Here is a 26,177-nt window from a genome sequence, read left to right on the forward strand (position 1 = left end):
TCAAAAGATTGCTGACTTCGTCAGCGTCTTGGGAAGTAGAAGCTACACCGCGCATGCCCTAGCGATCAGGTCGGCTCTAAGGCCGCCTCGCTTTGTTTTTGATCCTGGGCGCCCGTTAACCACGCTGGCCGGAGTCCGATATTGATTTGGGGGGTAAACCGGCAGGACGCCGGTTTAGCCGCACTGGGCCATGGATGGCCCATTGCGGCGGCCCCCCAAATCAATGTCGGAGTACGGGCATGCCGAGCCTGAGCGAGGCACCGAGTGGTGGGCAAGAGCGTTTTGCTTACTTTTGCGCTGTCCAAAAGTGAGCCGCCGTCAGGCGGAACCATAGGAGGCCGTTACCGAAGAAATGGATATGTACTCGGCCTGATCCAACATCCTGGTCGGCCCAGAGGTCACGACCCAAGCAGGTTCTCTCTCCACAGGTGCAACGTCGCACCACAGTTGTGTAGATACCTATGCCGCGATGGCGGCGACTCAGACCCCGAGTTGAGAACCCATGCCAATTGACGTCAATCCCCCGCCCATGCTCTCCTACACACCTTGTTACGGGTGCCCTTCACAGGGTGAAACGGGAAACCGGTGAATCATGTGCTTTACTGCAAAGCCATGTCAGTCCGGTGCTGCCCCCGCAACGGTAAGCGAGCGAAGAGTCAGATCCACTGTGCCAGTCGTACGGCATGGGAAGGCGATTCTTGCAGGTGTGGCCACAGCCCGCCCCTCGTGAGCCCGGAGACCGGCCCGCAACACATAGCTAACAAACCCGCGGTGGGCGGGCGCTGTTCAAGTCTCTGCGTGCCCGGCTCGCGGAGGTTTGCATGCGCACGTTTCACCCCTGACTGACCAGAGGGAAGCGCCATGTCGACCATCACCAGCACCCGCCACGCCACCGCCAGCACCACCACCCTGGGCCAACGCCTCGTTGCCGCCATCGGCGCATCGATCCTGGGTGTGTGCCTGGTGTACTTCGCCGGGTTCTCCCATATCGAGGCCGTGCATAACGCCGCCCACGATACCCGCCACAGCGCCGCCTTCCCGTGCCACTGAGACCTGCCCAGATGATCAAGCGTATTGCACAAACCGCAGGTTTCAGCGGGCTGCTGGCTGCCCTGCTGCTGACGCTGTTGCAGAGTTTCTGGGTCGCCCCGCTGATTCTGCAGGCCGAGACTTACGAACAGTCCGCACCCGCGGCAGCAGAAGTCCATGAACACGCCGCCGGCACCGCGGCCCACAGCCATGACGGCGAAGCCTGGGAACCGGAAGACGGCTGGCAGCGTGTGCTATCGACCACGGGCGGCAACCTGGTGGTGGCCGTCGGTTTTGCCCTGATGCTGGCCGGCCTCTACACCCTGCGCGCGCCGACCCGCACTTCCCAGGGCCTGCTCTGGGGCCTGGCCGGTTATGCCACCTTCGTCCTGGCACCGACCCTCGGCCTGCCACCCGAGTTGCCGGGCACCGCCGCGGCCGACCTGGGCCAACGGCAGATGTGGTGGATCGCTACGGCGGCCTCGACCGCCGCCGGCATTGCCCTGATCGCGTTCGGCCGCAACTGGCTGCTCAAGCTGCTGGGCGTTGCGATCCTGGCGGTACCCCATGTGATCGGCGCGCCCCAACCGACCGTGCATTCGATGCTGGCGCCGGAAGAACTGGAAACGCAGTTCAAAATCGCTTCGCAACTGACCAACGTGGCTTTCTGGCTGGCCCTGGGCGTGCTCAGCGCCTGGTTGTTCCGCCGCAACAGCGCAGACCAGTTGCCTGCATGAGTGACACCCGCGCAGCGCCGACCCTGGTGGTCGGCCTGGGCTGCCAGCGTGGCTGCCCAGCGAGCACGCTGCGCGCGTTACTCGATCAGGCCCTGCAGGCGAACCAGATCGACCTGCACTCGATCAAGGCCCTGGCCAGCATCGACCTCAAGCGCGAGGAGCCTGGACTGCTTGAACTGGCCGCCCAACTGGGACTGCCGCTGATGTACTTCAGCAGCGAACAACTGGCCCAGTATCAAGCCCGCCTCAGCCACCAGTCGCAGATCGCGTTCGAACGCACCGGTTGTTATGGCGTGGCCGAAAGCGCCGCCCTGGCCCTGGCCGAACAACTGGCCCAGGCCCCGGCAACCCTGCTGATTTGCCGGCAGAAATACGCCCAGGCCACCTTTGCATTGGCCTGCGCTTCGTAAAATCCCGATAATCCACCCTTTCGATCATGAGCAAACTTCATCTGAAGCCTTGCCTTGTCGTTTTTTTCACAGGAGCCGGCCATGACCGTCTACTTCATCGGCGCAGGTCCCGGCGACCCGGAACTGATCACCGTCAAGGGCCAACGGCTGATTCACAGCTGCCCGGTGATCATCTACGCCGGCTCACTGGTGCCTGAAGCAGTGCTCCAGGGCCACCGGGCGCACCAGGTGGTCAACAGTGCCGAACTGCACCTGGAACAGATCATCGAGTTGATCAGCCAAGCCCACGCCCAGGGTCACGACGTGGCACGCGTGCATTCCGGCGACCCGAGCCTGTACGGGGCGATTGGCGAGCAGATCCGCCATCTGCGCGCGCTGGGCATCCCCTTCGAAATCATCCCCGGCGTCACGGCCACGGCGGCCTGTGCGGCGTTGCTGGGGGTCGAACTGACCCTGCCGGACATCGCGCAAAGCGTGATCCTGACCCGCTACGCCGATAAAACCACGATGCCGGCCGGTGAGGAGTTCGCCAGCCTGGCCCGGCATGGCACGACCATGGCGATTCACCTGGGGGTCAACCACCTGGCGAAAATCGTCGCCGAACTGCTACCCCACTACGGCGCCGACTGCCCCATTGCCGTGGTGCACAAGGCCAGTTGGCCGGATCAGGACTGGGTCCTGGGCACCCTCGACGACATCGTCGACAGGGTCCAGGCCAAGGGATTCCGACGCACGGCGCTGATCCTGGTGGGCCGGGTGCTGGCAGCGGACACCTTCAGCGAGTCGTCGCTGTACCGGGCCGGGCACGCGCATCTGTACCGGCCCTGAAGGGTTTGTAGCAGCTGCCGAGCTGGCGAGGCTGCGTTCGAGGACGCAGTCCTCGCCAGGTTGGTGCGGGTCCTTGGCGGCTGCTTCGCAGCCGAACGCAGCCTCGCGGGCTCGGCAGCTGCTACAGGTTTCACAAGGGTTGGCCATAAAAAAACGGCGCTCACGGGCGCCGTTTTTTCATCTCGCAGCGAACACCTTAGTAGTAGGCGTTTTCTTTCTGCGTGTGGTCGGTCACGTCGCGCACGCCCTTGAGCTCGGGAACACGCTCCAGCAGGGTGCGCTCGATGCCTTCGCGCAAGGTCACGTCCGCCTGGCCGCAGCCCTGGCAGCCGCCACCGAACTTCAACACGGCAATGCCGTCGTCCACGACGTCGATCAGGCTGACCTGACCGCCGTGGCTGGCCAGCCCCGGGTTGATTTCGGTTTGCAGGTAGTAGTTGATGCGCTCGTTGATCGGGCTGTCGGCGTTGACCATCGGTACTTTGGCGTTCGGCGCCTTGATGGTCAGCTGGCCGCCCATGCGGTCGGTGGCGTAGTCGACCACGGCGTCGTCGAGGAAGGCCTCGCTGAACGAGTCGATGTAGGCGGTGAAGCTTTTGAGCCCCAGCGCGGTGTCTTCAGGTTTTTCTTCGCCCGGCTTGCAGTAGGCAATGCAGGTTTCGGCGTACTGGGTGCCAGGCTGGGTGATAAAGACCCGAATGCCGATCCCCGGGGTGTTCTGCTTGGAGAGCAGATCAGCCAGATAGTCGTGGGCGGCGTCGGTAATGGTAATGGCGGTCATGGAAATTCCTCGCAGGCTTGGGCGCAGTTTACGCCAATCATGGCGCCGGACAAAGTCCCAGTATTTTTGTCGGGATAAAGCCCTGTCGAAAACAGCTGCTGCAGGAGCCGGCTTGCCAACTCCTGCAGCAGGTTTGGGTCAGAGGTTCTCGTAGCGGTTCATGTCCAGCACGCCCTCTTCCACCGGGTCGGTCTCATGGAGGTACTGGCTCAAATCGTGGAAATACACCCAGAACTGCGGGTGGCTGCGGCGAATGCCCCAGCGCCCGACGATTCGTTCAAAACGCTGGGCGTCCTTGGCGTTCTCCATGTCTTCGACGAATTCCGGCACTTCGTCGGCCGGGATGTTGAACATGAAGTTCGGATAGCTGCTGAGCACCCCCGGATACAAGGTCATGGTGTCCAATCCGGGCTGATAGCGCAGCGACTCGCCGAGCATGAACGCCACGTTGCTGTGGGCGCGGTTGCGCAGCAGGCTGTAGACCTCACGTTTGCCATCGCTGGTTTCGATGCGCAGCATGGTCGCTTCCGGCATCTGCTCGATCACCTTCAACCCAGCCGCCGGGCGTGACGTCAGGCGGCTCAGAGTTTGCTCGGCATTCTGCAGGGCCGGGTCGATGTTCGGCCGGGAACAGTAGGCCCCACTGCAGCGGTTGATCGGATCCGGCCGGGCGTTGAGGTCGCCATAACGGGCCAGCAACTGCTGGACGAAGTCGCGCTTGGGGTCTTTCGGCGCAAGCTTGAGCGCGGTCGGCGTGTCGTTGTCGATGCTGGCGTAATCCATCCACATCTTGAACTTGCCGCTGTTCTGGTACCAGTCGTCGAGGTAATCGTCGCGGGAGTCGGCGGGCATCAAGCGCAGGAAATTCTGCTCGGCGCCATTCCTGATCAGGTCGAAATACAGCCGGGTCTGGGCCTGGTGGGACACGTTGCCAAACACGTCGAAATTTACCGCCAACTGGTAATAGGTGCGCTCCAGCAACGGGAAGTCGAACAGCCACAGGGTCTGCGGTACGTCGCCGATCAGGCCCTTGGTCACCGAGGCACTGTCGAAGTGGCGAAAGATGCTCAGCAAGGCGTTGTCGTTACCCGCCCACAAGGACGACCAACTCGGCGCCGGGGCATCGGCGTAGGCATCCTGGCGCAGGGTTTCGTACTCGTTGCGCTTGTCGCGGTAGGCGTGCCACAGGCTCAGCACACTGCCGACGTCGTCATTCTGCCCGGGCATCGCCAGCAACGGCGTGGCCTGGCCGCGGTAGTTCGGGTCGACGATATACAGGTCATGTTCCGGCGCCTGGAACATGGCCCAGAAATGGTCACGGATCACATCGGTGGCGATCTGTCCGCGGCACACCGGCCCACGAATGAAAGTGCGCACGAAGTACTCGGCGTTATCGAGCATGAACTGGTAGCGGGCCTGGGCCGGAATCGCCTGGAAGGTCTCGAACGGGTTGGCACGGCGTTCCGGACCATAGCCGGGCAAGGCGTCGACCTGCCAGTTGCCGCTGTAGAACAGGCTCTTGATCCGGGCCATTTTCCCCGGGCTCAAGGGATAGGTGATGTGGGTCTTGTGCACGATCACCCCTTGCACTGGCCACAGGCGGTAATACACCTGGGTCCCCGGGTCATCATTGGGCCGCCGGCTGTTGATCAGGTCGATCGGCTGGCCGGTGGGCGTGCGCGAACGCACCCACTGGAAGAAGTGACCCTGCTCGCCATCCTTGAAGTACAGGTGGGCCAGGAACAAGTGCTCATACAGCCAGCGCGCCACCAGGCTTTCACGGGCGCCGGGAGCGTTGAGCAGATTTTCCCACTGCACGATCTGCAGTGCTTCCTGGGCGCTGGGAGCCAGGCCCTGTTCATCGATGGGCGCCCCGGACGCCAGCCAGCGCTGCAGGGTCTGGTACTGCGCCGTGGTCAGGCCGGTCACCGCCAGCGGCATGCCCTCCTTGGGGTGCTGCTTGGCATAGGCGTCGAACTCCCCTGGCTGCGGGCACATGTTGGCCCGGTTCAGGCCCAGGACGATCTCTTGCGGCAGCTTGGCGTTGGGTTGCAACGGAGTCTGATGGCCCAGTTCGAGCATGCGCGCCATCAGCGCGGCCTGGCTGCCCTGGGCATCCAGTACCGAGTAAAAATCCTTGTGTTGCCAGGCCGCCTTGCCGAACGCGTCATAATAAAGCCGCGTCGGGTTCGCAGCCTTGCTACGGTCGCCGGCGTACACCGGGATCTTGGTCGCGCCCCGCGCTGCGCCTTCGCCACTGCCCAGGTTGAGCTGGCAGGCGGAGTCGTAGCAGGCGTGGCAGGCCACGCACTTTTGCGTGAAGATCGGTTGAATGTCGCGGGTATAGGAAATCGCCGGCGCCGGTCCCTGGGCAAAGGCGGCACTGCTGATGAGCAGCGCAAAAAGGCTGATGAAAACGCGATACGACATGTCCCTGGTCCCGATCATGAAAAACGCCGCGATTCTACCGGTCCGGCTCCACCTCCAACATGAGCGATATTCATGCAAATCCTGCTCATGCCCCAATAGCGCACAGGTTTGTTATGATTCCGGCCCTTCGTAATCGCCTGACCAGGTAGTCCCCATGTCCGATCGCAGTGCTCGCCTCCACGTTCTCAAGCAAGCCCTCAAAGAACGTATCCTGATTCTCGATGGCGGCATGGGCACGATGATCCAGAGCTACAAGCTCGAGGAACAGGATTATCGCGGCAAACGCTTCGCCGACTGGCCAAGCGACGTCAAGGGCAACAACGACCTGCTGGTCCTGACTCGCCCGGACGTAATCGGCTCGATCGAGAAGGCCTACCTGGATGCCGGCGCCGACATTCTCGAAACCAACACCTTCAACGCCACCCAGGTATCCCTGGCCGACTACGGCATGCAGGGCCTGGCCTACGAATTGAACGTAGAAGGTGCGCGCCTGGCACGCAAGGTGGCCGACGCCAAAACCCTGGAAACCCCGGACAAGCCGCGTTTCGTCGCGGGCGTGATCGGGCCGACCAGCCGCACCTGCTCGCTGTCGCCAGACGTCAACAACCCCGGCTACCGCAACGTGACCTTCGACGAGTTGGTGGAGAACTACACCGAAGCCGCCAAGGGCCTGATCGAGGGCGGCGCCGACCTGATCCTGATCGAGACCATTTTCGACACCCTCAACGCCAAGGCAGCGATTTTCGCCGTGCAGGGCGTGTTCGAGGAGCTGGGTTTCGAACTGCCGATCATGATTTCCGGGACCATCACCGATGCTTCCGGTCGCACCCTGTCGGGGCAGACCACCGAAGCCTTCTGGAACTCGATTGCCCACGCCAAGCCGATTTCCGTCGGCCTGAACTGCGCCCTGGGTGCCAGTGAGCTGCGTCCGTACCTCGAAGAACTGTCGAACAAGGCCAACACCCATGTCTCGGCGCACCCCAACGCCGGCCTGCCGAACGAGTTCGGCGAGTACGACGAACTGCCGGAGGAAACCGCCAGGGTCATCGAAGAATTCGCCCAAAGCGGCTTCCTCAACATCGTCGGCGGTTGCTGCGGCACCACGCCAGGGCACATCGAGGCCATCGCCAAGGCCGTTGCCGGCTATGCCCCGCGGCAGATTCCAGAAATCCCCAAGGCTTGCCGGCTGTCGGGCCTGGAGCCCTTCACCATCGATCGCAACTCGCTGTTCGTCAACGTCGGCGAGCGGACCAACATCACCGGTTCCGCCAAGTTCGCCCGGCTGATTCGCGAAGACAACTACACCGAAGCCCTCGAAGTCGCCCTGCAGCAGGTGGAAGCCGGCGCTCAGGTGATCGACATCAACATGGACGAGGGCATGCTCGACTCGAAGAAGGCCATGGTCACCTTCCTCAATCTGATTGCCGGCGAGCCGGACATCTCCCGCGTGCCCATCATGATCGACTCCTCGAAATGGGAAGTGATCGAAGCCGGCCTCAAGTGCATCCAGGGCAAGGGCATCGTCAACTCCATCAGCATGAAGGAAGGCGTCGAGCAGTTCATTCACCACGCCAAGCTGTGCAAGCGCTACGGCGCCGCCGTGGTGGTGATGGCCTTCGACGAGGCCGGCCAGGCCGACACCGAAGCGCGCAAGAAAGAAATCTGCAAGCGCTCCTACGACATCCTGGTCAACGAAGTGGACTTCCCACCGGAAGACATCATCTTCGACCCGAACATCTTTGCCGTCGCCACCGGCATCGAGGAGCACAACAACTACGCGGTCGACTTCATCAACGCCTGCGCCTACATCCGTGACGAACTGCCCTACGCCCTGACGTCGGGCGGGGTGTCCAACGTGTCGTTCTCGTTCCGTGGCAACAACCCGGTGCGCGAGGCGATCCACTCGGTGTTCCTGCTGTACGCGATCCGCAACGGCCTGACCATGGGCATCGTCAACGCCGGCCAACTGGAGATCTACGACCAGATCCCTAGCGAACTGCGCGACGCCGTGGAAGACGTGGTGCTCAACCGTACTCCGAACGGCACCGACGCCCTCCTCGCCATCGCCGACAAGTACAAGGGCGATGGCAGCGTCAAGGAAGCCGAGACCGAGGAATGGCGCAGCTGGGCCGTCAACAAGCGCCTGGAACACGCGTTGGTCAAGGGCATCACCACCCACATCGTCGAAGACACCGAAGAGTCGCGCCAGTCCTTCGCCCGGCCGATCGAAGTCATCGAAGGCCCGTTGATGTCCGGCATGAACATCGTCGGCGACCTGTTTGGCGCCGGCAAGATGTTCCTGCCCCAGGTGGTGAAATCCGCCCGGGTAATGAAGCAGGCCGTAGCCCACCTGATTCCGTTCATCGAACTGGAAAAAGGCGACAAACCGGAGGCCAAAGGCAAGATCCTCATGGCCACCGTGAAAGGCGACGTGCACGACATCGGCAAGAACATCGTCGGCGTGGTCCTGGGGTGCAACGGCTACGACATCGTCGACCTCGGCGTGATGGTCCCGGCGGAGAAGATCCTGCAGGTGGCCAAGGAACAGAAGTGCGACATCATCGGCCTGTCCGGCCTGATCACCCCGTCGCTTGACGAGATGGTCCACGTCGCCCGCGAGATGCAGCGCCAGGACTTCCACCTGCCGCTGATGATCGGTGGCGCGACCACCTCCAAGGCCCATACGGCGGTGAAGATCGAACCCAAGTACAGCAACGACGCAGTGGTCTACGTCACCGACGCCTCCCGTGCGGTGGGCGTGGCCACGCAGTTGCTGTCCAAGGAACTGAAGGCCGGATTCGTCGCGAAAACCCGCGAGGAATACATCGAAGTCCGCGAGCGTACCGCCAACCGCAGTGCCCGCACCGAACGCCTGAGCTACCCAGCGGCGATTGCCAAGAAGCCGCAGTTCGACTGGAGCAGCTACGCACCGGTGAAGCCCACCTTCACCGGCGCCAAGGTCCTGGACAACATTGACCTGAAGGTCCTGGCCGAGTACATCGACTGGACGCCGTTCTTCATTTCCTGGGACCTGGCCGGCAAATTCCCGCGCATCCTGCAGGACGAAGTGGTGGGTGAAGCCGCTACCGCGCTGTACGCCGATGCCCAGGAGATGCTCGCCAAGCTGATCGACGAGAAACTGATCAGCGCCCGTGCGGTGTTCGGCTTCTGGCCGGCCAACCAGGTGCACGACGACGACCTGGAAGTCTACGGTGACGACGGCAAGCCAATCGCCCGCCTGCACCACCTGCGCCAGCAGATCATCAAGACCGACGGCAAGCCGAACTTTTCCCTGGCCGACTTCGTTGCACCCAAGGACAGCGGCGTCACCGACTACGTCGGCGGCTTCATCACCACCGCCGGGATCGGCGCCGAGGAAGTGGCCAAGGCCTACCAGGACGCGGGCGACGACTACAACTCGATCATGGTCAAGGCCCTGGCCGATCGTCTGGCCGAGGCCTGCGCCGAGTGGTTGCACCAACAGGTGCGCAAGGAACACTGGGGGTATGCCAAGGACGAAGTGCTGGACAACGAGGCGCTGATCAAGGAGCAGTACAGCGGCATCCGTCCGGCCCCCGGCTACCCGGCCTGCCCGGATCACACCGAGAAGTCGACCCTGTTCAAGCTGCTTGACCCGCAAGCCTCGGAGCTCAAGGCCGGCCGCAGCGGCGTGTTCCTCACCGAGCACTATGCGATGTTCCCGGCAGCTGCGGTCAGCGGCTGGTACTTCGCCCATCCGCAGGCGCAGTATTTTGCCGTGGGCAAGATCGACAAGGATCAGGTGCAGAGCTACACCGCCCGCAAAGGCCAGGAATTGAGCGTGAGCGAGCGTTGGCTGGCACCCAACCTGGGCTATGACAACTGAGGCTTGAGTGGGTGCGGGTCGAACTTTATCGACGCCGCGCCCTCTAAACTTCAAGTTTCCCCCCACAGCGTGAACACACGGAAGACCCCCATCATGCGATTGATCCTGTCTACTCTTGCTCTAGGCATTCTGATCACCCAAGGCGCCATGGCTGCCGGAGATGGCACTGCTGCCGTCGGCGGCGGGATAGGTGGTGCGCTGGGTAACGTCCTCGGCCAACAGATCGGCGGCAGCACTGGCGCAGCGATCGGCGCGGGTGTTGGCGGTGCTGCGGGCGGTGCCATCGCCGCCCCCAAAGGCAACAAGAATGAAGCCGCGATTGGTGGCGGCCTCGGCGCAGCCGGTGGCTCGGTAATCGGCAACCAGTTGGGCGGCTCCACCGGCTCGACCATCGGCGCCGGCCTTGGCGGTGCCGCGGGCGGCGCGGTTGGCAACAACCTGGCCGATGACGACGATCATCACAGCTCTGGCGGCAACAGCCATAAGCACAAACACAAGAACAAGCACAAAAACAAAAACCACTGATTGGTGGTCTTGAGGGAGCTGCCTTGCGGCAGCTCCCACGGTCACACCGCAACCTTTACCCGCGCTTCACCCGCACCCCGGCATGGATCAAGCCATGCATCGCCAGCCCCACCAACAACCCCCAGAATGCCCCGCCCAGCCCGAGCAAGGTGACATTGGCCGCAGTCGCCAAAAAGGTGATCAACGCCGTTTCCCGTCCTCGCACATCACTCACCGCCGTCGCCAGGCTGCCCCCTATTGCCCCCAGCAAGGCCAGGCCGGCCAACGTGCTGATAAAGGTGGCTGGCAGGACCACGAACAAAGTGGCCAGGGTAGTGCCGAATACCCCCACCAGCACATAGAACAGCCCGCAGGCGAGGCCGGCGATGTAGCGTTTGCCGGGCTCTTCGTGGGACTCCGGGCCGGTGCAGATGGCAGCCGTGATCGCCGCCACGTTGAACGCGTGGGAGCCGAACGGCGCCATCAGCAATGACCCCAGCCCCGTCACCGTGATAATCGGGTTGGCGCTGGTGGTAAATCCGTCGTTGCGCAACACCAGCATGCCCGGCATGTATTGCCCGGTGAGGGTGATCAGAAACAACGGCAAGGCGACGCTGAGCAGCGCGTTGACGGAAAACTCAGGCGTGGTCCAGACCGGCGCTGCCAGGCTCAACTCGACACGGTCGAAACTGACCTGGCCCATCCCCAGCAGTAGCGCGATGCCGATCAGCAGCACGCCGACTATGGCGTAGCGGGCGGTGAAACGACGTAGTACGCCGTAGCTGACAATCAGCACGCCCACCAGCAGCGGATCGACACTCGCGCTACCAAACGCGCCCATGCCGAAGCGCAACAGAATGCCCGCCAGCAGGCCTGCGGCAATCCCCGGCGGAATCAGCCTGACCAGCCGCTCGAAGTAGCCCGACAACCCCAGTATCACGAAACCAGCGGCCGATAGCAGGTAGGCTCCGATGACTTCGGCAAAAGGCGTGTGGGGCAGCACCGTGATCAGAAAGGCCGCACCGGGGGTCGACCAGGCCGTGATGATCGGCTCGCGGTAGCGGTAGCTCAACCAGGCCCCGGTCAAGCCGACCCCGATCGAGATCGACCAGATCCACGAGGCGGTCAACTCAGGACTGAGTCCGGCGGCCGTGGCGCCCTGGAATACCAGGATGAAAGTGCCGCCGTAATTGACGATCACCGAGATCAGGGCCGCCACGACCGGGTGCAGCAGATCGCTGGATTTCAGGGGTAAGGCAACAGCGCTGTGGTTCATCCGTGATTGACCTTCAAACGTGCGCGCCACCAGGCCTGGCCTGGGGAGCTGGGCTAACAGTGGCGCCAGTATCGGGACAAAATGGACTGTTTGAAATATCCACTTCCAGCAGATAAATTAGACCACTTTCCCTTTGGCTGTCCCTTGCCCATGAAGACCCGCGCGACCGCTTACCCGGTCTGGAACGCCTTTGTCCCCAGCCCCGACAGCCCGCTGACATTGCGCGAACAACTGCTGCGGTTTTTCCGCAAGGGGGTCGCCGACGGCACCTTGAAGCCCGGCATCCGCCTGCCCGCCTCGCGCCTGCTGGCGCAGGAGTTGGGGGTGTCGCGCATGACCGTGACCGGGGTCTACGAGCAACTGCTGGCCGAGGGATTCTGCGAGGCACGACAAGGGGCCGGCACCTATGTCGCGAGCCGGATCAACGCCCGGCCGCCGCCCTCGCCCACCGCGCCGCCGGGGTTACTGGGCGGCTCCTTGCGCGCCCGGCAACTGGCCGGGCCGGACTCCATGTCGCTGGGGCATCCCGACTGGCCGCTGACCCCCGGCCTTCCTGCCCTGGATGCCTTTCCCTATGCCCTGTGGGGCCGACTCGAAGGGCGATTCTGGCGTGGCCGGCTGCCGACTCACTCGTCCTACGGCGATCCCCAGGGCTCGCTGCCCTTGCGCCAGGCCCTGGCGGAGTATCTGGGAGTGGCCCGTGGCGTGGTCTGTACGGCCGAGCAGATCATCATCACCCCCGGCGCCCAGGCCGCGGTCTCGATCGCCGCGCTCGCCCTCACCGACCGTGGCGAGCGGGCCTGGGTCGAAAACCCCGGCTACGATGCGACGTACCGCAGCCTGATCCTCGCCGGGCTGGAAACCGTTGGCGTGCCGGTGGATGCCGAGGGCCTGGACGTGCAGGCCGGTCGCCGCCTGGCCCCCGATGCCCGGCTGGCACTGGTGTCGCCCTCGCACCAATACCCCACCGGCGTGACCATGAGCCTGGCCCGGCGCCTGGCCCTGCTGCAATGGGCAGACCAAGCCAATGCGCTGATCCTCGGAGACGACTACGACAGCGAGTTCCGCTATGACTGTGGACCGACCCCTGCGCTCAAGGCGCTGGATGGCCACAACGGCCGGGTGATTTATGTGGGCACCTTGAGCAAGCTGTTGATCCCCGGCCTGCGCCTGGGGTTCCTGGTGGCGCCCGAGGGCTTGGTGGATGTCCTGCAACGGGTGCGCAACGGCAGCGGGCATCGGGTGCCTAAGTCATTGCAGGCGACGGCCGCCGACTTCATTGGCAACGGCCACCTGGGCAGTCATATTCGCCGCGCCAAGGCACTCTATAGCGAGCGCCGCGCCGCCTTGCTCGCAGCCCTCGACAGCCACGCCGATGGCCTGCTTTCAGTGGCGACGGCGGCCACCGGCTTGCACCTGCTGGCGTACTTGCCTGAAGGCTGTGACGACCAGGCGCTGACCCTGGCCGCACGCCGCCGACAGATCGGCGCGGGGTCCTTGTCGAGCCTGTGGGTGACGCGCCCGAGCGCGGCGCGCCATGGACTCCTGCTGGGTTTTGGCAACACCGCGGCAGACGCCATGCCGGCAGCGGTACGCAGCCTGTGCCAACTGATTGAGGCCCAGCTCGCAGGGCGGTCCCTCGATTAAGCACCCGCCCGGGAGGCTTTAGATACGGCTGGGTGAGACGATGATCTTGACGTTGTGCTCCTTGTTGTTGACCAGCTCCTCGAAACCCTGGCCGACGATCTGCTCCAACTGGATGCGCCCGGTCACCAGCGGCGTGATGTCCAGGCGGCCGTCGGCGATAAAGGCGATCACGTCGGCGAACTCGCCGTTGTAGGCCAGCGCGCCAAGCACCTGTTTCTCGGTGGCTACCAGCTCGAAAAAGTTGAATTCGCTGGGCTCCTCGAAGATGCCCACCAACACGCACTTGCCAGCCTTGCGGATCAGGTCGATGGCCAGCTTGGCCGTGTGCTTGTTGCCGATGCATTCGAAACTGACATCGGCCCCCAGGCCCCCGGTCAGGCGCCGGACCTCGGCCAGGGCATCACACTCCTGGGGATCGAGCACATGACTGGCGCCCACCTCCAGCGCCTTGGCCTTGCGCGCTCCGGACATTTCCAGGGCGATCACCTGTGCCGCTCCGGCGGCCTTGGCACACATGATGGTGCACAGGCCGATGGTCCCGGCACCAACCACCACCACGTTCTGCCCCAGCAGGCTGCCGGCCTTTTTCACCGCGTGCATGCCCACGGCCAAGGGCTCGATCAGCGCCCCGGCTTCGGCGGGAAAGTTGGCCGGCAGCTTGTACAGCAGGTTGGCCGGCACGTTGACCAGTTCGGCAAAGGCACCGTTGTTCATCAGGCCGGTGAAAGCCAGGTTCTCGCAGATGTTGTACAGCCCGTGGGTGCAGTAGTAACAGGTGCCGCAATGCTGGCAGGCATCGGCGGCCACCGGTTCGCCAACACTGAAGCCCTCGACCCCGGCGCCGATTTCGACGATCTCGCCACAGAACTCGTGACCGAGGATGCACTGGCCCTTGATCCCGGTCAGCGGATGCGGCGCGTCCACCGGGATGAACACCGGCCCGGCCACATACTCGTGCAGGTCGGAACCACAGATGCCGCACCACTCGACGCGGATCTGCACCCAACCGGCGGGAGGTGCCACGGGCAACGGTACGTCTTCGACCCGGATATCGTGGCGGCCATGCCAGACGGCGGCGCGCATGCTGCGGGGCGGGTTATTGATCAGGCTCATGGTGAAATCTCCTTGAAAACAAAGGCTGCCGGTGACCGTCGCGGGTCACCGGGAGCGCGTTCAGTGGCTCTGCACGAAGTCCAGGAGCAAGCAGTTGACCTGCTCCGCCGCTTCCATCTGCACCATGTGCGCCTGGCCCGGCAGGATCTCGACCTGGGCTGCCAGACCTTGGCTATGGGCCGCCGGAATGATCGCGTCGTCGCTGCCCCAGATCACCAACACCGGGTGCCGGGCGTCCTGCACCACGGCACGCAGGTCGACCTGTTGCCGGCCCGCGTGAAACAGCGTGTTCGCCAGTTGCCGCAGCGCATCGTCGACCCCTTCCAGGCGCTTGTACTTGAGCATGTCTTCGAGCATCTGCCGGTTGACCAGCTCGGCGTTGGAGAACAGTTGCACCAGCGGCGCCTTGAGGGCATTGCGGTTGCCTGCTTCGATGAAGCCTTGCAGGTAGTCGCCGTTGATTTGCGGGCCCAGGCCGGCGCTGCCGATCAGGCTCAGCGAGCGCACCCGCTGGGGCGCCAGGCGCGCCGCATTCAAGGACACCGCGCCGCCCATGGAATGGCCCACCAGGTGCACCTGGGCGATATCCAGGTGATCGAGCAAGGCCAGCAGCACGCCGCTCAACTCATCCAGGTCGCCGCGTTGCAGTTGCTTGCTCGACTCGCCATGCCCGGGCAGGTCCAGGGCGATCACCCGGCGTTCGGCCGCCAGGGCCTGGTGGTTGAACAGCCAGTTGTTCAGGTCGCCACCAAAGCCGTGCACCAGCACCAGCGGGATACCGCCTGCGCCGCGCTCGAAGTAGCGGATCACCCGGCCATCGAGCTCGACCTTCTGCGGTTTCGGTCCCAGGTCTTCCTCGGCGCCGGCACCCGGCACGAACGCCGCCTGGAACTGCTCGACCACGGCATCGATCTCGGCCTCGCTGGCGTCGCCCTCGACCACAATCCCGAGCAAGGCACCGACGGCCAGGGTTTCGTCCTGGCGGGCGATCTGGCGTCGCAGCACCCCGGAAAACGGCGCCTCGACACTGCTGGAGATCTTGTCGGTCTCCACGTCCAGCACTTCGTCGCCCTTGTTGATGGCTTGCCCTGGCTCCTTGAGCCAGGCATCCACCCGGCCTTCGGTCATCGACAGGCCCCACTTGGGCATGGTCAGGGTATGGATCTGGCTCATGAACGCTTGCTCCACTCAATCAGCTTGAGCACGGCGTTCTCGATCTTCGCCGCGTCAGGGATGTAGAGGTCTTCCAGGGCATCGGAAAACGGCACCGGGGTGTGCGGCGCGGTGACCATTTCAATCGGCGCCTTGAGTGCGCCGAAGGCCTTTTGCGCCACCAGCGCCGAGATGTCGGTGGCCATCGAGCAGCGCGGGTTGGCTTCGTCGATCACCACCAGGCGCCCGGTCTTCTCGACGCTTTCGAGGATGCTGTCTTCGTCCAGCGGGCTGGTGGTGCGCAGGTCGATCACCTCGCAGTCGATACCGCGCCCGGCCAGGCTGCGGGCCGCGTCCATCGCGGTGTTGACGGTGCGCCCGTAGGACACCAGGGTCACGTCCTTGCCATCGCGCAGGAAGTTGGCCTCGCCAAACGGGATGGTGTAGAGCTCTTCCGGCACGTCGCCCTGCATGCTGTAGAGCAGTTTGTGCTCACAGAAAATCACCGGGTCGTTGTCGCGAATGGCCTGGATCAGCAAGCCCTTGGCGTCGTAGGGGGACGAGGGGCAGACCACTTTCAGGCCCGGGATGTGGGTCCACAGGGAGGTGAGCATTTGCGAGTGCTGGGCAGCGGCGCGCAGCCCGGCGCCGACCATGGTGCGAATCACCAGCGGCGTGGAGGCCTTGCCGCCGAACATGTAGCGAAATTTAGCGGCCTGGTTGAGGATCTGGTCCAGGCAGCAACCGGCGAAGTCGACGAACATCAACTCACACACCGGACGCACGCCACAGGTCGCCGCCCCCACCGCCGCGCCGACATACCCCAGTTCCGACAACGGGGTGTCGAGCACCCGCCCGGGAAACTGGTGATAGAGGCCCTTGGTCACGCCCAGTACACCGCCCCAGGCATCGTTTTCGCCAGGGGCACCGGCACCGCCGGCCACGTCTTCACCCATGATGAACACGCTGGGATCGCGGCGCATTTCCTGGGCCAGGGCTTCGTTGATTGCCTGCTGATAACTGATTTTTCTCGCCATGATGAAAGTCTCGATTCTTGTTATAGGGGGGCGTTCAGGGATAGGAGACGTAGACGTCGGTCAGCAGGTCGGCCGCGCTCGGCTTGGGGTCGGACTTGGCCTTGCGTACGGCGTTCTCGATCAACGACTCGACCTCCTGGTCGATGCGGTCCAGTTGGCTGGCCTCAAGCAAGCCGGCGCGGGTGGTGCGCTCGCGAAACTGCATCAGGCAGTCGTTGTGCTCACGGAAATGCTTGACCTCGTCCGGGGCCCGATAGGTCTGGGCATCACCTTCGAAGTGTCCGTAGTAGCGGGTCAGCTTGACCTCGATCAGCGACGGCCCCTCCCCGGCCCGGGCCCGCTCCACGGCGGCGCCGGCGGCTTCGTGGACGGCAAAGAAGTCGAACCCATCCACCGTGACCCCGGGCATGCCGAAACCGGCGGCGCGGTCGGCGATATGGTCGCAGGCCACCGACCAGTTGGAGGCCGTGGCCTCGGCATAGCCGTTGTTCTCGGCAATGAACAGGCACGGCAGGTTCCACACCGAGGCCATGTTCATCGCTTCGAACACAGCCCCTTCGTTGGAGCCGCCGTCGCCGAAGAACACCACCGCAACGCTGTCGGTGCCCTTGAGCCGGGCGGCCAGTGCCGCACCGACCACCAGCGGTGCGCCGGCCCCGACAATGCCGTTGGCACCGAGCATGCCCTTCTCGAAGTCGGCGATGTGCATGGAGCCGCCCTTGCCCTGGCAGACCCCGGTTTTCTTGCCGTAGATCTCGGCCATCATCCCGTACACATCAACGCCCTTGGCGATGCAGTGACCGTGGCCACGGTGGTTGGAGGCAATGCAATCGTCATCGCCCAGGTGGGCCATGACCCCGGCGGCCGACGCTTCCTCGCCGGCGTACAGGTGGACAAAACCGGGAATCTCGCCGGTGGCGAATTCCACGTGCAGGCGCTCTTCGAAGGCGCGGATGGTGCGCATCACCTGGTAGGCATGCAGCAATTTTTCAGCAGTCAGCGGTGTCGACATTTTTATTCTCCAGGAGTGTCTTGGGACTGAAGGTTCACGGGGTGTTGCGGGTGTTCGCGACCGATGGCCAGCAGGCGCTCTTGCGCGACATATGCCAGGGCCGCATGCACATCGATGCTCAGCGGGCCGCCGGCATCGAGGGTGACGGTGGGTCGGTCGTGGACGTTGAATTCGATCTCGCGCTCGCCGTCCAGGGCCAGGGTCCCGCTGGCGAGCGCCAGGCCATGGGCGACGCCGGGTTCCAGGCTGCCGGCCGCCAGCACGCCGCAGCCTTGCAGCAGGCCTGGCGCCAGCGGCACCAGCAGGGCCTCCGGGGATTGGCCATCGAGGCGCATCCAGGCCCCGCCCGGCGCCTGCCGCGACACCGGCAGCCACAGCCCGCAGAGGGCCGACAGGCCGATCGATTGCGGCTCGGCAAAAGTCACGAAGACTTGTGCCAGGTCCGCGGCTCGGCTAATGGCCCGGGCGCCGACGAAGGGCAACGAGGACACCGCGACATCCACCAGGGCGATCTCGCACAGGCCCCGGTTCGGCTCCCGCACCACCAGCCGCTTGTTGCGACGCAGGGCGATGGCCGGGGGAATCCGTCCGCTGGCGTACAAGCCACCGGCCAGGCCGGCACTGGTGGCTTCGCGCAGTTCCGGGAAAGCGTTGTTGGTGCCGGTGGACAGGGTCAGCATGGGGATGTCGCCGATCTCGCCGGCCACCGCCTTGTGGGTGCCGTCGCCACCGAGCACGGCGATCAGGCTGACGCCGCGCTCGGCCATCAGGCGCGCGGCCTGGCGGGTGTCGGCGACGCTCTGGCGCAAGGTGATGTCGAGAAACTCCAGGGCCGGCCAGTGGCTCTCGCGGGCCTGGCGGCTGTGGCTGTTTTTCTGGACGGCGGCGGCGATACCGGTCATGTCGGTGGGCAGCAGCACCCGCTCGATGCCGGTGGCCCCAAAGGCGGCGAGCAGGCGCTGGATCACCGAGACCTTGTCGGTGCTGGAAAACAGCCCGGCGTTGGCGGTCAGGCGGCGCACGTCACGCCCGGACGCCGGGTTGGCGATGATTCCCACGGTCAACGGCGGGCGGCTCATGGCGCGCTCCGGGACAGCTCAGGCACAAAGCCGCAATGGCAGGACATAAGGCACCTCGAATTATTGTTGTCAGGCTTGCCAGGGCTAGAGCAAGCCTGGTGCCAGTTTTCCAATAACCGTCGGAGAAGCCCGTTGCAGAGGCTTTTCATCCGCCTGATCGCAACGCCGGGCCAGGTCCGGTTGAGACGTCGGATGTCAGGTTGCACGGGGCGGCACCGAGACCGTGAGACGTCGCGTCTCACGCGCAGCCGTGCGCCCGCTGGCGCTTGTCTGCGGGCATTGATCGGCGCTTAATGGCCGCACAACGACAAGAAGCTGGAACCGGAGGCCTGAATGCTTTCCGTACACTCGAAGGCGCACGTGGATTGCGTCAGCCGGGTCTTGAAGAACGCTGCCCATTTGCCGCAGTTGCCTGTGCCCGACCTGATCCTCGACTCCTGGCGCCGCTCCATGGAGCAACACCATCTGGACCCCGGCTCGCTGCAGGGGCCACGGATCCTTTCGCACAACGTGCTGCAGGAATGCCGCGAGCGCTCGGAGCTGTTCTTGCGCATCGCCAGCGAAGAAGTCGCCCGCCTCCACGGCCGCGTGCGAGATGCCGACTACTGCGTGCTGCTCACCGATGCCCAGGGCCAGACCATCGACTACCGGGTTGAAAGCACGATCCGCAACGATTGCCAGAAAGCCGGCCTGTACCTGGGTACCTGCTGGTCGGAGGGCGAAGAAGGCACCTGCGGCGTGGCCGCGGTACTCACCGCCCGCACCCCGGTGACGGTGCACAAGCGCGACCACTTTCGGGCGGCCTTTATCGGCCTCACCTGCTCCGCGGCACCGGTGTTCGACCCTCAGGGTGAGTTGCTCGGGGTGCTTGATGTATCGGCCGTGCGCTCGCCGGACGAGCGTCGTTCCCAGCACCTGATCCGGCAGATGGTGGTGCAGAGCGCGCGGGAAATCGAACAGGCGTTTTTCATGAACAGCGTCCAGGGCTACTGGGTGCTGCGCGCGCACCGCAGCCCGGGGTACGTCGACAGCCAGCCCGATTACCTGCTGGCCTGGGACGACGACGGTCGCCTGCAAGCGCTCAACCCGGCGGCGCGCCAATGGCTGCTGCACGGCTTTGGCCGGCTGCCGGAACACATCGGCCAGGTGTTCGATCAAGCACAGCTGCAGGCCGCCCGCGACGAATCGCTGTGCCTGTTGCACCACCAGGCGGGCACCCAGGCCTTGCACGGACGCCTGAGCGCGCCCCGCCGCAGCAACCGCAGCCGCCAGCGCCTGGTGTTGAGCCCGGCCGAACTGGACCCACGCCTGGCCGAGAGCCTGCGCCTGGCGGTACGGGTCAAGGACCGCAACCTGCCGGTGCTGATCCAGGGTGAGACCGGCTCGGGCAAGGAAGTCTTCGCCCGCCAATTGCACCAGGCCAGCCAACGCCGGGAGCAACCCTTCGTCGCGATCAACTGTGCGGCCATCCCGGAAAGCCTGATCGAGAGCGAGTTGTTCGGCTACGTCGCCGGGGCCTTTACCGGGGCCTCGCACAAGGGCATGCCCGGCCTGCTGCAACAGGCCGACGGCGGCACGCTGTTCCTCGACGAGATCGGCGACATGCCGCTGGCACTGCAGACCCGCCTGCTGCGGGTGCTGGCGGAAGGCGAAGTGGCCCCCCTGGGCGCTTCACGGCGCAAGGCGGTGGACCTGCAGGTGATCTGCGCCAGTCACCGTGACCTGGAAAGCCTGGTGGCCGCCGGCGAGTTCCGCGAGGACCTGTACTTTCGCCTGGGGGGCGCGCGTTTCCAGTTGCCCCCGCTGCGCGAACGCAGTGACCGCCTGGCCTTGATCAACCGGATCCTCGCTGAAGAGTCGAGCCACTGCGCTACTACCCTGCAACTGGGCAGCGCCGCCCTGGAGTGCCTGCTCGGCTATCGCTGGCCAGGCAATGTCCGGCAGTTGCGCCACGTGCTGCGCTACGCCTGCGCGGTGTGCGAAGGGCCGCTGATCCAGCCCTGCCACCTGCCCGAACCCCTGCACAGCCAGGGCCTGCCCGGCCCGGCATCCGAGGATGCCCGGGAGCTCGAGCCCAGCCCGCAACGCCAGGCCCTGATCGACGCCCTGATCCGTCACCGCTGGAAACCCACAGCCACCGCCAAGGCCCTCGGCATCTCCCGGGCAACCCTGTACCGCCGGGTGCACCAGCATGGCATCGAGATGCCGGGGAGAAGCCCAGCCTGAATCTCACATACACCGCTCCCACAGGGGTTTTGGCGGCTTGCAGATTTTGCATGCCCCAGACACCTGGTCATATCTGGAAACATCCGGTCAATTGCCAATACCCCCCACCTCTGTTTGCATCCGCGCTCAATTCTGTCAGTCGGGTCAAGGAGACAATCGATGAAAACCCTGGTGGTCGGTGCTAGCAAAGGATTGGGCAGAGCCTTGATCGAGGGCCTGGGGGAGCCCGGGGACACGCTGATCGGGGTTTCCCGCAGCCGCCCGGAAAACCTGCTGCCCCTCGCTGGAGTGCAGGTGCGTTGGCTGGAAGCCAACCTCGGCGAACCGGCCGAGGCAGCCCGGGTCATCGAGCTGGCGGTGGCTGCCGACGGCCTCGACACCCTGGTCTACAACCTGGGCATCTGGGAAGAGCGCGCGTTTGATCCGGCCTACAGCTTCCTTGCCGATGACGACCAGCAACTGCAAGCCATCGTCAGTTGCAACATCACCGCGCCTATCCTGCTGATCAAACGCCTGCTGCCGCTGCTGCTGAAAAGCCCAACCCCACGGATCATCCTCACCGGCTCGACCTCCGGCCTGGCGCAAAGTGGTCGTCCGGAAGTAGCCTTCGGCGCCTCCAAGTTTGCCCTGCACGGGATCGCCGATGCACTGCGCGAAGGCTACCGTCAGCAACGCCTGGCGGTCACCTGCCTGAACCTGGGCTACTTGAACACCGACGACCCGCTCAGCACGCCCCGCGAGTTGGCCGAGCAGCGTGGCGAAGGCCAGTTGATTCCGGTCCACGACGTGGTGCAGGTAGTGCGCATGGTGCTGAGCCTGTCCGCGGCCAGCTACGTCAAGGACATTACCCTGCCGGCCCTGCTGGATGAGCGCTTCTGAAATGATCAGGATCAGTACCCCGCAGGACACCGACGCGGTCCTGGATATCTGGCTGTCAGCTTCTATCCAGGCCCACGATTTTATCGACGCCTCGTTCTGGTTATCCCAGGTCGACGCCATGCGCACGCTTTACCTGCCAGCCTCAGAGGTCTACGTGTTCGAGCGTGACGGTGGGGTAGTCGGCTTCCATGCGCTGCACGGTGACAATTTGGCCGCCCTGTTTGTGGCGCCGGCATTGCAAGGCCAGGGCATTGGCAGCCAGTTGCTCGCCCATGCGAAAAACCAGAGAGCCGTGCTGAACCTGTCGGTTTACCAGGAGAACCAGGCCAGTTGTCGGTTCTATCTGGCCCAGGGCTTCGTCGTGGTCAGCGAGCAGACGGACGCACACACCGGCCACCGCGAATACAGCATGCGTTGCGGCGGCCAATAACCGCCAGGCAGGCTCAGCGCTCCGACATCACCACCATCACTTCGGCATCCGCCCCGTCGTCGCTTTGCGCCAGGTAGATATGACCAATGGCGCTGTTGAAATAGGCGGTTTCGCGGCAGCCGATGCTGATGGACTCGCCGGTTTCGAACTGGATGCGCACCCGCCCGCTGAGCACCAGGGCAAACTCTTGCCCGGGGTGGCGGATGTAGTCGTCGAACTGGGTCAGTTCCCGGGCAAAGATCCGCGCGTACATCGGCGTCATGCTGCGCCCGGGGAAATCGCCGGCCATTGGGTGGTAGTCGTAGTTGCCGGTGCTGTAGCCCGCGGCACTGTCGATGGCCGTGCTGACCACTGTCGGTTGCACCAGGTCCGTACGGTCCTTGGCCGGGCTGAACAACTGGGCAATGTCGACGCTCAGGGCACGCGCCGCCGCCGCGAGTTTTTCGTAGCTCACCGAGACTTGGGCCAACTCCATTTTCGACAGGGTCGACAAGGCCACGCCTGAACGTTCGGACAATTGCTTGAGGGTCAACTTCTGGAGTTTGCGGATCGCCCGCAGGCGTGCGCCAACCTGGGCTCGGTCAATCAGCGGATGGGCCTGGGTATTGGAGGCGAGCGGTGGGCGGCTGGAACTCATGCAGTCTCTCTGTCATACCAATTTTCAGGCCCTGGGGAGCCGGGCCGGATGCGTGGCGCGATATTACCTCAAGGCAATGGCTTGACTGGCAAATTCTCATATCTTACATTTCTCTTATGTGAGAATTTATCCAGCCGGTGCGGGCGTCGTCATTTCTCCCCCCACCCACCACGGAGGTCCTTGGGCATGCACGACAGCGATTGTTTCGATTTCGTTATCATCGGCGGCGGTATTGCAGGGGCCTCCCTGGCCTATCGCCTGGCGGGACAGGCCAGTGTGCTGGTCCTGGAACGCGAGTCGCAGCCCGGCTATCACGCCACCGGCCGCTCCGCCGCAATGTTCATGGAAGCCTACGGCACCCCGCAGATCCAGGCGCTGACCCGTGCCAGCCGGGCGTTCTACGAACAACCACCAGCAGGGTTTACGGAACATCCGTTGCTGGAACCCCGGGGCTGCCTGTACATCGCCAGCCCGCAACAACAGCCCCTGCTCGAACAAACCTATGCCAGCCTGCGCAGCTGCGCGGCCAATGTGTCCTTGATCGACGCCGAGCAAGCCCTGGCGCTGGTGCCGTGCCTGCGGGCCGAGGCAATCGGCGGGGCGATCCTCGAAACCGATGCCCGAGACCTCGATGTGCACGCCTTGCACCAGGGTTTTCTGCGGGCCATGCGCCGCGCCGGCGGTGAACTGATGTGTGATGCCGAACTGTGTGCAGCCAATCGAGAAGGCGATGCCTGGGCCCTGACCCTGGCCGACGGCCGTCAAGTGCGTGGGCGAACCCTGGTCAACGCGGCCGGCGCCTGGGCTGACCAGGTGGCGCAGCAGTGCGGTGTGGCCCCGATTGGCCTGCAGCCGTGCCGGCGCAGCGCCTTTACCTTCGACGGCCCCACAGACACCGACTTCTCCCGCTGGCCCGCGGTGATCGGCATCGACGAGAGTTTCTACTTCAAGCCCGATGCCGGTCAGTTGCTGGGCTCGCCGGCCAACGCCGACCCCGTACACGCCCAGGACGTGATGCCCGAAGAGCTGGACATCGCCACCGGGATCTATCACATCGAAGCCGCCACCTCTTTGCAGATTCGTCGCCCGCGCCACAGCTGGGCCGGCTTGCGCTCCTTCGTGGCCGACGGCGACCTGGTGGTCGGCTGGGACGATCAATGCGCTGGCTTCTTCTGGCTGGCGGCGCAGGGCGGCTATGGCATCCAGTCCGCCGCCGCGGTCTCGCAACTGGCCTGCGCCCTGCTGCTGGATCAACCCTTGCCCGACCACCTGCACCAGCAAGGCGTCGATCCCCTGCGCCTGGCGCCGGCGCGCTTGCGTTAATCACTCACCCAACAACCGAGGTTCCGTGCCATGTCCAACACTCTCCAGCGCTACCCCAGCACCCTGCCCTACCCCTTCTCCAAGGCAATCCGGGTTGGTGATTTGCTGTTCCTTTCCGGGCAGATCCCGATGACCGCCGAAGGGCAAGTGGTGCGCGGCGATATCGCCACGCAAACCGCCGCCGTGATGACCCGCATCGGCGAAACCCTGGCCGAATGCGGCGTGGGCTTCGACCAGGTGGTCAAGGCCACGGTCTGGCTGTCGGACATGCAGCATTTCGCCGGTTTCAACCAGGAGTACCAGCGTCACTTCAGCAACGGCTTCCCGGTGCGCTCCACCGTCAGCGCCGGCCTGGCGCTCGGCGTCGACGTGGAAATCGAAGTCCAGGCCTGGGTCGGCGCAACCGCCTGAACCACCCCGGCCAAGCAGCAGTGCAATACCCCGTAGAGGCTCAACGAAGCCCATAACAACAATAGATCGAGGGAATTGGTCATGAAAGAAAGTCTGAAAATCGCCGGTGCATTTGTCGGTGTCATCGTCGGCGCGGGGTTTGCCTCGGGCCGGGAGCTGTTGTTGATGTTCGTCGACTTCGGCGTCTGGGGCCTGCTCGGCGCGGTGGTCAGCGCCGCACTGTTCACCTTCCTCGGCATGGCGCTGGCCGGCATGGGCAGTCGTTTGCAGGCGACCTCCCACAAAGACGTGGTGTACGCCTTGTGCGGCCGCTACCTGGGGACCTTTGTCGACCTGATGATCACCTTCTTCATGTTCGCCGTGACCGTGGTCATGCTGGCAGGCGGGGGGGCGTTGCTGGAGCAGCAGTTCGGCATTCCGGCGGTGCTCGGCAGTGTCCTGGTGACCCTGATCGTGGTCGCGGTGGTGTGCCTGGACGTGCACAAGGTGATCGGCATGATCGGTGCTGCGACGCCCTTTCTGATTCTCACCGCAGTGGCAGTGGCACTGTATGGCGTGGCCAGCCGCGACCTGGAATTCGCCCAGCTCGATCAGTTGGCCAGCCAGCAACAGGCCGGTGCCAGCCATTGGTTGCTGGGGGCATTGCTCTATGTGTCGTACAACATTGTGGCGGGGGTGCCGATCCTGGCGATCATGGGCGGCGCGGCGAAAACCGAAAAGCAGGCGGTCTGGGGCGGCATCCTTGGTGGTGCGGCGCTGGGTCTGCTGATGCTGGTGATGAGCCTGGGCCTGCTGTCGCGCCTGGACAGCGTGGCGGACCTGCCGATGCCGATGCTGTCGATCGCCACCGAGATCTCCCCGGCGCTCGGGCTGCTGATGGCGTTGATCATTTTTTGCATGATCCTCAACACCGCCGTCGGCACGCTCTACTCCTTCTCGGCCCGCCTGCTGCCTGCCGGCACTCGCAAGTTCCGCATCGGCTCGGCCGCGGCCGGCGCCCTGGCCTTCGTGGGCAGCCTGGTGGGTTTCATCAGCCTGGTGGGCCAGGTGTATCCGCTGTTCGGCTACCTGGGCTTCCTGCTGATCGCCGCCGTCCTGATCGGCTGGCTGCGCCGAGACCGTCTCGCAGCGGCCGCGGTGTAAGGCCTTTTGTAGGAGCGGGTGCCCGCTTGCGGCCTGCTCGCGATGGCCTGGAGAACACCGCGTGCACCCTGAATGCACGCGATATCGTTAACGACCATCGCCGGCAAGCCGGCTCCCACAGGGTTTGCGGCGTATCCGAGGTTGGTGTTGGCCAGGGATGGCCTGGAGAACACCGCGTGCACCCTGAATGCATGCGATATCGTTAACGACCATCGCCGGCAGGCTCCC

At 64.4% G+C, this 26,177-nt stretch carries 22 protein-coding genes and 1 riboswitch; of the genes, 13 read left to right on the forward strand and 9 right to left on the reverse strand.

The window, feature by feature from the left end; all coding sequences use genetic code 11:
* Positions 1-536 precede the first annotated feature (536 nt).
* A riboswitch (cobalamin riboswitch) is annotated at positions 537-763 on the forward strand.
* A gap of 98 nt (positions 764-861) precedes the next feature.
* From ACM6IP_RS09305 to cobM, 4 genes are all read left to right on the forward strand, one after another.
* Positions 862-1,050 (forward strand): CbtB domain-containing protein, encoded by a 189-nt coding sequence (locus tag ACM6IP_RS09305; RefSeq protein ID WP_095170170.1) that lies wholly within the window; start codon positions 862-864, stop codon positions 1,048-1,050.
* An 11-nt stretch (positions 1,051-1,061) separates the two neighbouring features.
* Positions 1,062-1,766 carry a CbtA family protein gene (locus ACM6IP_RS09310; protein ID WP_414861328.1) on the forward strand — a complete coding sequence of 235 codons (705 nt, stop codon included), beginning with the start codon at positions 1,062-1,064 and terminating at the stop codon, positions 1,764-1,766.
* On the forward strand, positions 1,763-2,176 hold the full coding sequence (locus tag ACM6IP_RS09315; RefSeq protein ID WP_095170168.1) for a cobalamin biosynthesis protein: 414 nt from the start codon (positions 1,763-1,765) through the stop codon (positions 2,174-2,176). Before ACM6IP_RS09310 ends, ACM6IP_RS09315 begins: the two co-directional genes overlap by 4 nt.
* A gap of 81 nt (positions 2,177-2,257) precedes the next feature.
* Complete coding sequence (cobM, locus tag ACM6IP_RS09320) at positions 2,258-3,004, forward strand: precorrin-4 C(11)-methyltransferase (protein WP_414861329.1); 747 nt, start codon at positions 2,258-2,260, stop codon at positions 3,002-3,004.
* 196 nt (positions 3,005-3,200) lie between these two features.
* Here the strand turns inward: cobM and nfuA are convergent, their stop codons facing one another.
* Positions 3,201-3,785 (reverse strand): Fe-S biogenesis protein NfuA, encoded by a 585-nt coding sequence (gene nfuA / locus ACM6IP_RS09325; RefSeq protein WP_045057579.1) that lies wholly within the window; start codon positions 3,783-3,785, stop codon positions 3,201-3,203.
* A gap of 138 nt (positions 3,786-3,923) precedes the next feature.
* Positions 3,924-6,215, reverse strand: coding sequence for a fatty acid cis/trans isomerase (locus ACM6IP_RS09330; RefSeq protein WP_414861330.1), 2,292 nt, complete (start codon positions 6,213-6,215; stop codon positions 3,924-3,926).
* Positions 6,216-6,369: 154 nt separating this feature from the next.
* Between ACM6IP_RS09330 and metH the strand changes: the two genes are divergently transcribed.
* Positions 6,370-10,080 carry a methionine synthase gene (gene metH, locus ACM6IP_RS09335; protein WP_414861331.1) on the forward strand — a complete coding sequence of 1,237 codons (3,711 nt, stop codon included), beginning with the start codon at positions 6,370-6,372 and terminating at the stop codon, positions 10,078-10,080.
* A gap of 93 nt (positions 10,081-10,173) precedes the next feature.
* Positions 10,174-10,605, forward strand: coding sequence for a glycine zipper domain-containing protein (locus ACM6IP_RS09340; protein WP_320334267.1), 432 nt, complete (start codon positions 10,174-10,176; stop codon positions 10,603-10,605).
* A 55-nt stretch (positions 10,606-10,660) separates the two neighbouring features.
* On the opposite strand, the gene ACM6IP_RS09345 is transcribed toward ACM6IP_RS09340, so the two are convergent.
* Entirely contained in the window at positions 10,661-11,860 is a 1,200-nt protein-coding gene (locus ACM6IP_RS09345; RefSeq protein ID WP_414861332.1) for a benzoate/H(+) symporter BenE family transporter, read from the reverse strand.
* Positions 11,861-12,010: 150 nt separating this feature from the next.
* Between ACM6IP_RS09345 and ACM6IP_RS09350 the strand changes: the two genes are divergently transcribed.
* A complete protein-coding gene (locus tag ACM6IP_RS09350) occupies positions 12,011-13,507 on the forward strand; it encodes a PLP-dependent aminotransferase family protein (RefSeq protein ID WP_414861333.1) in 1,497 nt (498 codons plus the stop codon).
* An 18-nt stretch (positions 13,508-13,525) separates the two neighbouring features.
* Here the strand turns inward: ACM6IP_RS09350 and ACM6IP_RS09355 are convergent, their stop codons facing one another.
* From ACM6IP_RS09355 to ACM6IP_RS09375, 5 genes are all read right to left on the reverse strand, one after another.
* Complete coding sequence (locus ACM6IP_RS09355) at positions 13,526-14,590, reverse strand: 2,3-butanediol dehydrogenase (protein WP_320334553.1); 1,065 nt, start codon at positions 14,588-14,590, stop codon at positions 13,526-13,528.
* 90 nt (positions 14,591-14,680) lie between these two features.
* The gene (locus tag ACM6IP_RS09360; RefSeq protein WP_414861334.1) at positions 14,681-15,793 is read right to left on the reverse strand and encodes an acetoin dehydrogenase dihydrolipoyllysine-residue acetyltransferase subunit; all 1,113 of its coding nucleotides are present in this window, start codon (positions 15,791-15,793) and stop codon (positions 14,681-14,683) included.
* The gene (locus tag ACM6IP_RS09365) at positions 15,790-16,809 is read right to left on the reverse strand and encodes an alpha-ketoacid dehydrogenase subunit beta (RefSeq protein WP_414861335.1); all 1,020 of its coding nucleotides are present in this window, start codon (positions 16,807-16,809) and stop codon (positions 15,790-15,792) included. The genes ACM6IP_RS09360 and ACM6IP_RS09365 overlap by 4 nt, the downstream gene beginning before the upstream one ends.
* Positions 16,810-16,843: 34 nt before the next feature.
* Positions 16,844-17,821: a thiamine pyrophosphate-dependent dehydrogenase E1 component subunit alpha gene (locus ACM6IP_RS09370; RefSeq protein ID WP_159995184.1), complete on the reverse strand. Its 978-nt coding sequence runs from the start codon at positions 17,819-17,821 to the stop codon at positions 16,844-16,846.
* A 2-nt stretch (positions 17,822-17,823) separates the two neighbouring features.
* Positions 17,824-18,900, reverse strand: coding sequence for an ATP-NAD kinase family protein (locus ACM6IP_RS09375; protein WP_401125739.1), 1,077 nt, complete (start codon positions 18,898-18,900; stop codon positions 17,824-17,826).
* 333 nt (positions 18,901-19,233) lie between these two features.
* Between ACM6IP_RS09375 and ACM6IP_RS09380 the strand changes: the two genes are divergently transcribed.
* The 3 genes from ACM6IP_RS09380 to ACM6IP_RS09390 all read left to right on the forward strand — a co-directional run bounded on the left by ACM6IP_RS09380 (position 19,234) and on the right by ACM6IP_RS09390 (position 22,435).
* Entirely contained in the window at positions 19,234-21,126 is a 1,893-nt protein-coding gene (locus ACM6IP_RS09380) for a sigma-54-dependent Fis family transcriptional regulator (protein ID WP_414861336.1), read from the forward strand.
* A gap of 159 nt (positions 21,127-21,285) precedes the next feature.
* Positions 21,286-22,005 carry an SDR family NAD(P)-dependent oxidoreductase gene (locus tag ACM6IP_RS09385; protein WP_414861337.1) on the forward strand — a complete coding sequence of 240 codons (720 nt, stop codon included), beginning with the start codon at positions 21,286-21,288 and terminating at the stop codon, positions 22,003-22,005.
* Position 22,006: 1 nt separating this feature from the next.
* Complete coding sequence (locus ACM6IP_RS09390) at positions 22,007-22,435, forward strand: N-acetyltransferase (RefSeq protein WP_401125744.1); 429 nt, start codon at positions 22,007-22,009, stop codon at positions 22,433-22,435.
* 13 nt (positions 22,436-22,448) lie between these two features.
* Here ACM6IP_RS09390 and ACM6IP_RS09395 read toward each other — a convergent pair whose 3' ends face one another.
* Complete coding sequence (locus ACM6IP_RS09395; protein ID WP_095170153.1) at positions 22,449-23,072, reverse strand: helix-turn-helix domain-containing protein; 624 nt, start codon at positions 23,070-23,072, stop codon at positions 22,449-22,451.
* A gap of 186 nt (positions 23,073-23,258) precedes the next feature.
* Here ACM6IP_RS09395 and ACM6IP_RS09400 point away from each other — a divergent pair, with 186 nt between their 5' ends.
* The 3 genes from ACM6IP_RS09400 (at position 23,259) to ACM6IP_RS09410 (ending at position 25,949) form a co-directional block, all read left to right on the forward strand.
* A complete protein-coding gene (locus ACM6IP_RS09400; RefSeq protein WP_159995176.1) occupies positions 23,259-24,395 on the forward strand; it encodes an NAD(P)/FAD-dependent oxidoreductase in 1,137 nt (378 codons plus the stop codon).
* 30 nt (positions 24,396-24,425) lie between these two features.
* Positions 24,426-24,806 (forward strand): RidA family protein, encoded by a 381-nt coding sequence (locus ACM6IP_RS09405; RefSeq protein ID WP_401125747.1) that lies wholly within the window; start codon positions 24,426-24,428, stop codon positions 24,804-24,806.
* Between the two features lie 81 nt (positions 24,807-24,887).
* Positions 24,888-25,949, forward strand: coding sequence for a hypothetical protein (locus tag ACM6IP_RS09410; protein WP_095170150.1), 1,062 nt, complete (start codon positions 24,888-24,890; stop codon positions 25,947-25,949).
* Positions 25,950-26,177: the final 228 nt, after the last annotated feature.

Source organism: Pseudomonas sp. IT-P176, assembly GCF_949767245.1.
GTDB lineage: Bacteria > Pseudomonadota > Gammaproteobacteria > Pseudomonadales > Pseudomonadaceae > Aquipseudomonas.